We start from the raw sequence: 11,680 nt of genomic DNA, 5'->3' as shown, positions 1-11,680 counted from the left end.
TGGGACGAGAATAGAAATTTGCCCGAGCGGCAACATGCGGCGCCGTTGCGATTCGTGATCGCTTTCATGGTTTTAATTACATCAATGTTGTCTACTTTCTCATAAAAAATTAGACATGATGAATTATGGCGTTTACATCAGCCTGATTAATATTTTCTTTTTCTAAGTATTAATTTGTTTTTTATAGATAATTTTTTATCTGACATGAATGGTGACAACGTTAATAGAGGTCTACTGGTGATCTACAAATCTATCGCCGACAGATTACGTTTACGGCTTAATTCTTCCGATTTCGATATTGGCAGCCCGCTACCGAGCGAAAAAAAGCTGGCGGAAGAGTTCGGCGTTGCGCGCATGACCATCCGCAAAGCCATCGATCTGCTGGTCAGCTGGGGACTGGTGGTGCGTCGGCACGGCTCCGGCACCTATGTCGCCCGCAAAGACCTGCATCATGAAACCAGCAATCTAACCGGACTGGCCGAAGTGCTGCGCAAGCACGGCAAAGAGGTGGTCAGCCGGGTATTGGTTTTTGAGGTGATGCCCGCGCCCCCGGCTATCGCCAGCCTGCTGCGGATACAAATTGATGAACGGATCTACTTCTCGCGCCGGGTACGCTATGTCGATGGCAAGCCGCTAATGCTGGAGGACAGCTATATGCCGGTAAAGTTGTTTCGCAATCTGTCGCTGGTGCACCTGGAGGGATCGAAGTTCGATTACATTGAGAAGGAGTGCGGAATAACCATTAGCGGTAACTATGAAACGCTGTCGCCAGTGCTGGCGGACAGGCAGCTGGCGCAGTCGATGAACGTGCCGGAACAGACGCCGCTGCTGCGTATAACCTCCCTTTCCTACAGCGACAGCGGCGAATTTCTTAACTACTCGGTGATGTTCCGTAACGCCAGCGAATATCAGGTGGACTACCATCTGCGGCGCGTCCAGACGGAGCACCCGTTACCCTACCCCCCAGAACAGCACCGCCAGTAGCTGCGGGGTAATAATACGTAAGAACATAACCAGCGGATAAACGGTCGCGTAGGAGAGCGCCGCCGCGCCGCTGGTGGCATGCAGGTTATTGGCAAACGCCAGCGCCGGAGGGTCGGTCATTGAGCCGGCCAGCATCCCGCACAGGGTCAGGTAGTTCATCTTCGCCAGGATGCGCGCCAGAATACCCACCGTCAGCAGCGGTATCGCGGTGATAAAGATGCCGTAGACAATCCAGCTCATCCCGTCGCCTTCAATCAGCGTCGCGACAAAATCGCCGCCGGATTTCAGGCCAACCACCGCGAGGAACAGCACGATGCCCAGTTCGCGCAGCGCAAGGTTGGCGCTGGGCGGCATAAACCAGTACAGCTTACCGATGCTGCCGATACGTCCGAGGATCAGGGCCATAATCAGCGGCCCGCCTGCCAGACCCAGCTTCAGCGCCGCCGGGAATCCCGGAATAAACAGCGGAATGGAGCCCAGCAGCACGCCCAGGCCGATGCCGATAAATACCGGCAGCATCTGCACCTGCTGCAGTTTTTGCTGGGCGTTGCCCAGCTCGGCGGCTACCGCATCAATCGCCTCCGGGCGGCCGACGAGGTTAAGAATATCGCCGAACTGCAGGCTGGCATGGCTGCTGGCGACCAGTTCAACCCCGGCGCGATTGAGCCGCGAGATCACCACATCATAGCGCTGCTTAAAGTGCAGATCGCGAATGCGTTTACCCAATACTTTTTCGTTGGTCACCACCACGCGCTCGACTTTCAGATCGGTACCGCGAGTGGAGAGCGAAGTGGAAACTTCCTTGCCAATCACCAGCTGAGCGTTATGCAAATCCTCCGGTCGCCCGACCAGGTGCAGCAGGTCCCCAAGCTGAATCAGGGTATTCGGCGCGGGCACCATCAGCATCTCCTCGCGCTTGAGACGCGAGCAGATCAGCTTGTCGCTGTTAAGCATCGGCACATCCTGAATCGCCATATTGTTCAGGTTGGGGTTTTCAACCCGCACGTTGATGGTCTGGAGATGTGCATGGCCATTGCCGCTGTTTTCATCAAATTGCTGAGCCTCTTTCTCAACGTTGATGCGGAAGAACAGCCGGACCAGCCACATGGTCAGCAAAATGCCGCAAATACCGAATGGATAGGCCATGGCGTAGCTCATACCCATCTGGTCGACGGTATCAAGCGGCACGCCAAGGTCGCGCAGGATCTGCTGCCCGGCCCCCAGCGCAGGCGTGTTGGTTACCGCACCGGAAAAGATCCCGAGCACCACGGGGAGAGGAATATCGAACAGTTTATGCAGGACCGCGGTAACCAGACCGCCGAGAATCACAATCAGAATGGCGAACAGGTTAAGCCGCAGGCCAGAGACGCGCAGCGAAGCGAAGAAGCCCGGCCCCACCTGGATCCCGATGGTGTACACGAAGAGGATCAGGCCGAATTCCTGAATAAAGTGCAGCATGGGGCTACTGAGCGTAATGCCCGCCTGGTCTACAAAGTGGCCGACGATAATACCGCCAAACAGCACGCCTCCGATACCGAAGCCGACACCGCGCACTTTTACATTGCCGATCCACAATCCGACTACCGCCACCAGCGCCAATACGCTAACGGTCAATGCTATATCACTCATCGTCTCTTCCCTGTGTATAACATTACGCACAATGAGGATTATGACCGGTAGTCACCAGGCTGTATGCCGCCTGGCGCACAATAATCACGGGATCAGCCAACGACCATTTTGTTGAACACAACAAGAAAGGACAAAGTAATGTGTATCACGCACAAAAAAGCCCCGAAAATCGGGGCCTTATAAGTGATTCGCTTAATTAGCTCTGTAACGCAGGGCGCTCGCTGATGGCGATGCGCTGCGGGGCGATCTGTTCCGGCTCGTTGCGGGTCAAATCGATATGCAGCAGGCCGTTAGTAAAGGTTGCCCCGGAGACTTCCATATTTTCGGCGAGCGTGAAGCTCAGGCTAAATGCCTGGTTAACCAGCCCCTGGTGCAGCCATTTGGTCTCTTTTTCCGGCTGCTGCGGCGCGCCTTTTACCGTCAGGCGCGTGCCTTCAAGCTGGATATCCAAATCTTCCTGACGGAAACCGGCCAGCGCAAGGGTAATGCGATAGTGGTTATCGTCACTTTTTTCAATGTTATAAGGCGGGAAGCTCTGGCTTTCACCGGCGGTTTGCAGCGCGTTGGCCAGTTTGTCAAAACCGATCCATTGACGCAGAAGCGGGGATAAATCGTAGTTACGCATAGTCTTTCTCCTTCTAAGAAGCGAGTGGATGTTTGCAAATCCTGCGGATTCGCCTTTGCCCCCTGACGGCGGGCACTGTTTTCAGCAATACCGGGCCGCCTTCGCGGCCCATCAAATTAGTTGATTTCGATACGGCGCGGTTTATTCGCTTCAGGAATAACGCGCTCAAGGTCGATATACAGCAGACCGTTTACCAGGTTGGCGCCGCGAATATGAATATTTTCTGCGAGCTGGAATTTACGCTCAAAGTTGCGCTCAGCGATGCCCTGATACAGGTAGGTACGCTCTTTCTGCTCGCCGGCATGGGCGCCTTTTACAATAAGCAGATTATCCTGGGCGGTAATTTCCAGTTCGCTCTCGGCAAAACCGGCAACGGCAATCGCGATGCGGTAGTTGTTCTCGTCTACTAACTCAACGTTGTACGGAGGGTAGCCGCCATTGCTCTGGCTTTGATTATTTTCTAACAGATTGAAAAGGCGGTCGAAACCAATAGCAGAACGATACAGCGGGGAGAGATCGAAATTACGCATAATACATAGCTCCTGAAATCAGCGAGAATTATCTGACCTTCCATCATGGACAGGCCGTTATTACCCGGAATACCCATTCGGCGTATTCTCAGGGAGACACATTCCTAAAATGGGTATATCCATGGTCTTTTCAAGGGGAAAAAGGCAAAATTTTTTGCAGTTTGCAGTCTATTGCTTAGACTGGAGTGACAGCACAAAAGGCAAAGTGCGACGCCTGCCACAGTGCAGCGCAATGGCACTATGCATCCATGGAATGGCCCGATATAACCGATAGGTACGCCATTCTTCAGACTGCTTCCCTGCTGGCCGCATTCTGAATGAGGTTGTACTTCGAAGGTTCTATCAACGCCCGTAACGATGACGGAAGAATGATGAAAAACGGTCTTTTAAAGCTGGTCCTGTTCGGCGGGATAATAAGTTTGGGCGGTTGCTCCAGCGTGATGTCACATACTGGCGGCAAGGAAGGAACCTATCCTGGAACGCGCGCCAGCGCGCAGATGCTCGGGGATAGCGACGCAAACTGGGGCACGAAATCGCTGGTGGCGTTGGATATGCCGCTCACGGCGGTCATGGACACGCTGCTGCTGCCGTGGGATATGTTCCGTACCGACAGTTCGGTGAAATCGCGCGTGGAAAAGAGCGAGGAAGAGACGCTGGCGACCAATTCCGTGATCCCGCCAGCGCGGATGCCAACCCCCTGATTTAGCGCGCCGTTTCGGTTACCCAGAGCTGGCGGTAACCGTCCACCTCCTCCATCCAGGCAAGCTGTTTGCCGTCTGGCGAAAAGACGATCGCATCGGCCGATGGCGGATGGGCATGCTCATCGGTCAAAAAGTCGATTTCCCCGTTCTGCGCGTCACAGATCGCGATGCGGTTTTCCAGCACAAAGCCCAGCCATTTTCCTGAGGGATGCCAGTTAAACGCCGACTGGATATCGGAGCGGTTGTGGGTCAACTGCCGCAGCCCGTCCCCCCGCGTCGAAATGAGCCACATTTGCACCACGCCAGCCTCATCGCGCATCAGAAAAGCGATGTCCGTCGCCGACGGATTGGCGCGTACCCAATGACGGGGCGTAGTCACCAGCCCTGGATAACGGCGTTGGTGGGTAAACGTTAAGCGACGCTGAACAACGCCGGCAGGAGGCGCCGGCATCGTGGTTTGCGTTCCTGCCAGCGGCGCATCACCCGCTTGCTTCCAGCCCCGTTCGCTCTCCGGCAGTTCGACAATAAACAGCTCCGGCACTTTGTCGCCATTTATCGCCAGCGTATCGCCAATAAACGCCAGCGCCCCGTTGCCCACCCATCCCTCTTCATAGGCGCGATTAATCTCGTCGCTGCCCGGCGCCGGGGTTGGCGTTGTACGGCTGACCAGCACGCTCCAGTGGCTGCCGCCGTATTCACGTGGATGATCGCCACGCGGTACTACCGGGCCATAGGGAACCGCCACGCCAACGTTGCGCAAATCCAGCGCCGGATCGCGTTCATGCAGCACGTGGTCGTTATAGGTAAAGCTGACAAATTCACCGTTCGGACTGAAAACATGCACATGACTGCCGCCGCGCAGCGCGCCGGGAGTATAGGGAGCGGTAATATCCATCGCATCCAGGTTGTGGGTTTCTCCCTGGTACGTCACCACGCCGCGACGATGGTGGAAATCGTAATGCCAGCCCTCGTCAGGGTTTTCCGGGCCGTGGATGAAGACATATTTATCTACCGATGGATGAACGGTCACCACGCCAACGTATGCGCCTTGCCCGGCACGGTAGAGGATCTCAACGTCTCCCGTATCGACATTCACCCGCTCGATGGTTTCGCCGGTAAAGGAAGCGCCAGAAGGGCGAACGTCAAAGACCAGCCAGCGGCTGTCTGCCGTCCAGGTGCGAGTGTTGGTCAACTGATGATGACGGGGAGCAAAGGTGACTTGTTTCATAAACATACCCTGATGCGAGACTTTCGCATCAGGGTATCGTATCGGAAAGAATTAGCCTACGCGTTTGACATCCCCCACCAGCAGGATGTAAGAGAGCGCGCCAATCAGCGCAATAACGGAAATATAAACCAGCGCAGGCGCAAAACCATAGTCCTGGGCCAGATAACCCACCACCAGCGGAACGGTGATACCGCCCAGCCCGCCGACGAAATTAAACATACCGCCGGTCAGCCCGATAAGCCGCATCGGCGCAAGCGACGATACCAACGACCAGGTAATGGAAGCGAAGCCGTTGCCGAAGAAGGCCAGCGCCATCAGGATCATAATCCACACCGGATCGTTGGTGTAGTTCGCCCCCATGATGCAGGTCGAGATCAGCAGTCCGCAGATAATTGGCGTTTTACGCGCGGCGCCTAACGAGAAGCCTTTTCGGACCAGCCTGTCCGCCAGCCACCCGGAGAGCAGCACGCCAACAAAGGCGGCAAGGAACGGCACCGTTGTCATAAAGCCCGCTTTCAGCGCCGTAATCCCCTTTTCCTGGGTCAGATAGTTAGGGAACCAGGTCAGGAAGAACCACAGCGTGGAGGTTACGGCAAACTGCCCGAGGTAAACGCCGATTAGTTTGCGATGGAATACCAGCTTCCAGTCGGCTTTGGTCAGCGGCTGCCGCGCCTCTTTTTTAACAGGCGCATCGCCGTCTACCAGGCCACCGCCGTCGCGAATATAATCCAGTTCGGCTTTGCTGATACTTTTTGTCAGACGCGGCGGCTGATAAACCTTAAACCAAATTAAAGACCATATTATCCCGATAGCACCGGTAACGATAAATACCCAGTGCCAGCTCAGCATTTCCTGAATCCAGATTAATAGCGGGGTCAGGAATGCCAGCCCGACAAACTGTCCTGAAGTGTAAAAACCGACGGCTGATGCGCGCTCGTGCTCCGGAAACCAGCTGGTCACCATGCGATTATTAGTGGGAAAAGCCGGGGCTTCAAAGATCCCGGTAATCGCGCGCAGACCAATCAACGACATCAGTCCCGTGGCAAATCCCTGCAGTAGTGTCGCCACTGACCAGCCAAAAATAGCGATAAAGTAGGTTAGTCGCGATCCCACGCGGTCAAGGAACCAACCGCCGGGGATCTGGCAAAGCGTATACAGCCACGCGAAGGCGGAAAATACATATCCCATTTCCGCTTTGGTAATACCAAACTCTTCCTGAATATGCGCCGATGCCACGGCAAGGTTGGCGCGATCAACATAACAAATCACCACGGTAATAAAGATCATAATCAGCGTCAAATAACGACGACGCCCGGGTTTTGCAGCTGTAACTGAAATATCCATCGCAATCTGTCTCCAGATTTTGGGCATAGCGAAGCCGCTCACCATGCCCGGTAATTTACAGAGGGTGTGTTTAAAATTTATATTTTTGCTTACGAATGCTCTAAATAGTTCACGTTGCAGGAAGGCGGCAAGATTGCAAATCCCCGGGAGCTTACATTAGTAAGTGACCGGGGTGCGCAATCGCAGCCAACGCACCTGTGGCGTGAAATATGAAGAGCATTTACCATTCCGCGACGCTACCATCCTCATGCCGCCACAACGGATTACGCCAGTCCGGCGCATTTTGACTTAATTCAATTACCCGCGCTTCATCGATCTCTACGCCAAGCCCTGGCTTCATTAATGGTTTAAAGAAGCCGCCTTCCATATTGAAGTCTTCTTTATTTTTTACAAAGTCGAGTAATTCCGCGCCCTTGTTATAGTGAATGCCCATACTTTGTTCCTGGAAGACGGCGTTATAGGAGACAAAATCGACATGCAGACAGGCGGCAAGCGCAATGGGTCCCAGCGGGCAGTGCGGCGCCAACGCCACGTCATAGGCCTCAGCCATTCCAGCGATTTTATAGCACTCGGTAATACCGCCGGCGTGCGACAGGTCGGGTTGCAGAATAGCCAGCCCACCGGCTTCCAGCACGCGTTTAAACTCGAAGCGCGAGAACATGCGTTCGCCCGCCGCAATAGGAATCGAGGTTTGCGCCGCCAGCCGCGGATAGTATTCTGCCTGCTCGGCAAGAACCGGCTCTTCAATAAATAGCGGGCGATATTGCTCCAGCTCTTTGATAAGTACCTTCGCCATCGGCGCGCTCACGCGACCGTGGAAATCGAGGCCAAATTCAATTTCATTGCCGAACGCTTCGCGAATTTGCGCCACGGTATTCACCGCAGCGTCCACCGCACGAGAATTATCGATCAGCCCCAGCTCCTCGCAGCCATTTAATTTAAAGGTATCAAAACCAATTCCGCGCAACTTTTTGATACCGTCAATCACTTCTGCCGGCCGATCGCCGCCAACCCAGCTGTAGGCTTTGATTTTGTCACGTACCAGGCCCCCCATCAGCTGCCAGACCGGGGCATTCAGCACTTTGCCTTTAATATCCCACAGGGCCTGGTCGATACCGGCGATGGCGCTCATTAAAATCGGGCCGCCGCGATAAAAGCCCGCGCGGTACATCACCTGCCACAGGTCGTTAATCTGCGCCGGATCCTGGCCTATCAGATAATCGCCGAGCTCATGCACCGCAGCCTCCACGGTGCGCGCGCGCCCTTCAATCACGGGCTCGCCCCAGCCAATCACGCCTTCGTCGGTTTCAATTTTTAAAAACATCCAGCGCGGGGGTAAACGATACGTGGTGAGTTTGGTTATTTTCATTGCACTGCCTCTCGATACGCTTTAACAAATGCTGCCGCCTGCCGTGCGGTACGCTCTACGGATTGCCCGGCGCGATAGAGATCGCTGCCCAGCCCGGCACCGGTACAACCGGCTTTTAGCCACTGCGCCAGGTTCTCCGGCGTCACGCCGCCCACGGCGAAAACGGGCACCTCCGGCGGCAAAACGGCTTTTAGCGCTTTGATGTAGTCAGGGCCAAAAGCCGAGGAAGGGAATACTTTTAAAGCCTGTGCGCCAGCATCCAGCGCGGTAAAAGCTTCCGTCGCCGTCGCGCATCCGGGACAAACGGTCATGCCGAAGCTCACCGCGCGGCGAATCACCTCTGGCTGAATATTGGGCGTAACGATAAGCCTGCAGCCCATTTCGGCAAGCCTGTCCACACGTTCAGGCTTAAGTACGGTGCCCGCGCCTATCAGCGCTCTGTCGCCATAAGCCTCAACAACGGCGGAAATGCTTTTTTCCCACTGCGGAGAATTGAGCGGGATTTCAACGGCGTCGAAGCCAGCATCAATGACGGCGCCGACATGTTCCAGCGCCTCTTCCGGCGTAATGCCGCGCAGAATAGCGATAAGCGGTAGTTTAGTTTGCCACTGCATGGGCGATGCTCCTTATTCCGGTCTGAAATGCGGTGTCGCCTGACACCACGGTTGCCTGACGGCCAATAGCGCCAAGCGCCTGCTGATAGCGGTCTGCCAGCGCCTCTCCGGCAACGAGGGTGACCTGGCGATCGTGGAAATGTGCGCTCATGGTGGCGACTTCCGCGCCAATCAGCAGGCCGGAGAGAAATTCGCTCACCTGTTCGCGCGGCAGTGAGCCCAGCACGTGCGCAGCGCGTACCTCAAAAAGCTGCGGCAGGATGTCTGGCGAATGCAGGCCGCGCTCAAGCCCGGCGTTAAACGCGTCAGGAGCTGAGACCTGCTCCGGTAACCCGGCGCCGACCAGCGAGTGGCGCAGCAGCAGGTGGTGGAGTTCGCCGGTCATCACCGTGCGAAAGTCGCTAATTTGTTGGCGGTCAGCCTGCACCCATTTGCAGTGGGTGCCGGGCATAACGTAGACGGAGGAAGGAGCTATTGCCCGCGCGCCGAGGAGCTGAGTCTCTTCGCCGCGCATCACATTATGGTTATCGTCGCGAGAGACGCTGAGTCCGGGAATAATCCAGATCTGGTCGCTAACGGCGGTTAATTGTTCGCCAATGGCGGAAAAATGGACGGGAACCGGCAGGTAGGGCGCCGCCTTCCAGCCGACATTACTGCCGACCATTCCCGCCATCACTACCGGGGTAGCGCTGTCGCGCCAGCCCGCGGTTATTTCGCTAAACACCGCTGCGGGGGAGTGTCCGTTCAGGCGCGTAACGCCTGCTTCAGATTGCCTGCTCTCCAGACACTGCTCGCCCTGATAAAGCCAGGCGCGCAGGTTTGTCGATCCCCAGTCAATTGCGATGTAGCGAGATGTCATGTGATTTCCTTTAACCTTCGTGTCGAGCTGGCGATCATGGTGAGCGCCGCCTGCTCCGCCGCTTCGCTGTCCTGATGCCGGATGGCGTCAAACAGCGCCTTATGTTCCTGGAGCGTTTTCGGCATGTTGGCCTCATCGCCCATCCAGGTCCTTTCAAATACCGCCCGCTGTAGCGAGCTGATCGCCACGTTGAGCTGTTGCAGTACCGGGTTATGTACCGACTGCAGCACCGCCTCGTGGTAGCGAATATCCGCTTCGTTAAACGCTTCCCTGTCCTGGTTGTTGGCGATCATGTCGTTGAGCGCTTCTTCTATTTGCGCCAGGTCGCTCGATGTTGCGCGCTCTGCCGCCCAGCGGGCTATCGCCGGTTCAACCAGATTACGTACCTCGCTCATCGCGCTAATCAGCCGCGGGTCGTAATCGCTCTCCAGCACCCACTGTAAAACGTCGGTGTCGAGATAATTCCACTGGTTGCGCGAGGCAACGAATGCGCCGCGATAGCGCTTCATTTCAATCAGTCGCCTGGCCATCAATGACCGGAACACTTCGCGAATGATATTGCGCGAGGTAGCAAACTCCTCACACAGCTCGGCTTCCGCGGGCAGCGCAGAGCCGGGAACGTATTTACCGCTGACAATCTGCTTGCCCAGCGTGATGACGATGCGATCGGTTTTATTGAGAGTCATGGAGAGTCCTTGTGCTCTGGATGTACCTCTCTACTTTACCGCGACAGGCGGATTTGACCGCAACTTTGTAGTACTAACGTGATACCACTCGTCATCGCCATGGGCACAATGTAGTACAATACAAATATGTTGTACTACAATTTAGATCACAAAAACGACAATCAGGCATGAAGATTTTCTGGCGGGGTAAACTCAGGGTATAAAAAAACCCGCGTTAAACGCGGGTTTTTCAGAAAACGATTTTTAGTTTAAGACATATTTTTCAATAGCATATGCCACACCGTCTTCCAGATTGGATTTGGTGATAAAGTTTGCCGCTTCTTTGACGGCAGGGATCGCGTTGTCCATCGCCACGCCGACGCCTGCATATTCGATCATTGCAATGTCATTTTCCTGATCGCCAATCGCCATCACCTCTTCCGGCTTGATACCCAGCGTATCGGCCAGCGATTTCACGCCGGTGCCTTTAGTGACGCGTTTATCAAGGATTTCCAGGAAGTAGGGCGCGCTTTTCAGCACGGTGTATTTCTCTTTCACTTCAGCCGGGATGCGGGCGATAGCCTGGTCCAGAATGGCCGGTTCATCGATCATCATCACTTTCAACAGCTGGATGTTGGGATCCATATTTTCGGCTTCGCAGAAGACCAGCGGGATTGTCGCCACGTAGGATTCATGCACCGTGTAATAGCTTACATCGCGGTTAGCGGTATACAGGGTGTTACGATCCAGCGCGTGGAAGTGGGAGCCGACATCACGGGCCAGCTGTTCCAGATAGCGATAGTCGTCGTAGCCCAGCGCGGTTTGCGCAACGGTACTGCCGTCGCTTGCCTTCTGTACTAAAGCGCCGTTGTAGGTGATGCAGTAATCTCCCGGCTGCTCCATATGCAGTTCTTTCAGGTAGCTGTGCACGCCTGCGTAAGGTCGTCCGGTGGTTAACACCACGTTGACGCCGCGTTCGCGGGCTGCGGCAATCGCGGTTTTCACCGCAGGAGAGATGGTATGGTCAGGCAGCAGCAGCGTGCCGTCCATATCGATTGCGATTAGTTTAATAGCCATGAAATCCCCGGGTAAGATGAGTCCTTACTCATGCTAACGCGATTAAGCCTACAAA

The 11,680-nt window shown here is 55.2% G+C and carries 12 protein-coding genes and 1 other annotated feature; of the genes, 2 read left to right on the top strand and 10 right to left on the bottom strand.

Translation table 11 applies throughout. From position 1 onward, the window contains the following. Window positions 1-237 precede the first annotated feature (237 nt). Entirely contained in the window at window positions 238-984 is a 747-nt protein-coding gene (locus tag KO1_RS06230; RefSeq protein ID WP_023321811.1) for a GntR family transcriptional regulator, read from the top strand. On the opposite strand, the gene KO1_RS06225 is transcribed toward KO1_RS06230, so the two are convergent. From KO1_RS06225 to ibpA, 3 genes are all read right to left on the bottom strand, one after another. Then, window positions 952-2,613 (bottom strand): putative transporter, encoded by a 1,662-nt coding sequence (locus tag KO1_RS06225; protein ID WP_023321812.1) that lies wholly within the window; start codon window positions 2,611-2,613, stop codon window positions 952-954. The genes KO1_RS06230 and KO1_RS06225 overlap by 33 nt on opposite strands. 196 nt (window positions 2,614-2,809) lie before the next feature. Further along, window positions 2,810-3,238 (bottom strand): small heat shock chaperone IbpB, encoded by a 429-nt coding sequence (ibpB, locus tag KO1_RS06220; RefSeq protein WP_004107167.1) that lies wholly within the window; start codon window positions 3,236-3,238, stop codon window positions 2,810-2,812. 116 nt (window positions 3,239-3,354) lie between these two features. Further along, entirely contained in the window at window positions 3,355-3,768 is a 414-nt protein-coding gene (gene ibpA, locus KO1_RS06215; protein WP_004107169.1) for a small heat shock chaperone IbpA, read from the bottom strand. Then, window positions 3,762-3,836 (bottom strand) — a sequence feature (ROSE (Repression Of Heat Shock gene Expression) occurs in the 5'-region of heat shock genes and acts as an RNA thermometer to modulate expression.). Its footprint overlaps the gene before it by 7 nt. A 300-nt stretch (window positions 3,837-4,136) precedes the next feature. On the opposite strand from ibpA, the gene KO1_RS06210 reads away from it, so the two are divergent. After that, entirely contained in the window at window positions 4,137-4,469 is a 333-nt protein-coding gene (locus KO1_RS06210; protein WP_024274847.1) for a YceK/YidQ family lipoprotein, read from the top strand. Window position 4,470: 1 nt separating this feature from the next. Here the strand turns inward: KO1_RS06210 and KO1_RS06205 are convergent, their stop codons facing one another. The 7 genes from KO1_RS06205 to yidA all read right to left on the bottom strand — a co-directional run bounded on the left by KO1_RS06205 (window position 4,471) and on the right by yidA (window position 11,625). Next, the gene (locus tag KO1_RS06205; RefSeq protein WP_024274848.1) at window positions 4,471-5,697 is read right to left on the bottom strand and encodes a YidR family protein; all 1,227 of its coding nucleotides are present in this window, start codon (window positions 5,695-5,697) and stop codon (window positions 4,471-4,473) included. Window positions 5,698-5,748: 51 nt separating this feature from the next. Beyond that, window positions 5,749-7,086, bottom strand: a complete 1,338-nt coding sequence (locus tag KO1_RS06200; protein WP_071845034.1) for an MFS transporter — start codon at window positions 7,084-7,086, stop codon at window positions 5,749-5,751. A gap of 175 nt (window positions 7,087-7,261) precedes the next feature. Further along, a complete protein-coding gene (gene dgoD / locus KO1_RS06195; protein WP_004107175.1) occupies window positions 7,262-8,410 on the bottom strand; it encodes a galactonate dehydratase in 1,149 nt (382 codons plus the stop codon). Then, the gene (locus tag KO1_RS06190; protein ID WP_004107180.1) at window positions 8,407-9,024 is read right to left on the bottom strand and encodes a 2-dehydro-3-deoxy-6-phosphogalactonate aldolase; all 618 of its coding nucleotides are present in this window, start codon (window positions 9,022-9,024) and stop codon (window positions 8,407-8,409) included. Before KO1_RS06190 ends, dgoD begins: the two co-directional genes overlap by 4 nt. Beyond that, window positions 9,008-9,883, bottom strand: coding sequence for a 2-dehydro-3-deoxygalactonokinase (locus tag KO1_RS06185; protein WP_023321813.1), 876 nt, complete (start codon window positions 9,881-9,883; stop codon window positions 9,008-9,010). Before KO1_RS06185 ends, KO1_RS06190 begins: the two co-directional genes overlap by 17 nt. Then, window positions 9,880-10,569, bottom strand: coding sequence for a D-galactonate utilization transcriptional regulator DgoR (gene dgoR / locus KO1_RS06180; RefSeq protein WP_004107184.1), 690 nt, complete (start codon window positions 10,567-10,569; stop codon window positions 9,880-9,882). The genes KO1_RS06185 and dgoR overlap by 4 nt, the downstream gene beginning before the upstream one ends. Window positions 10,570-10,812: 243 nt before the next feature. Then, window positions 10,813-11,625 (bottom strand): sugar-phosphatase, encoded by an 813-nt coding sequence (yidA, locus tag KO1_RS06175; protein ID WP_004107186.1) that lies wholly within the window; start codon window positions 11,623-11,625, stop codon window positions 10,813-10,815. Between the last annotated feature and the right edge of the window lie 55 nt (window positions 11,626-11,680).

The organism is Klebsiella oxytoca NBRC 105695 (assembly GCF_001598695.1).
GTDB classification, from domain to species: Bacteria; Pseudomonadota; Gammaproteobacteria; order Enterobacterales; family Enterobacteriaceae; genus Klebsiella; species Klebsiella oxytoca.
This window is presented reverse-complemented; position numbering and strand designations above follow the sequence as displayed.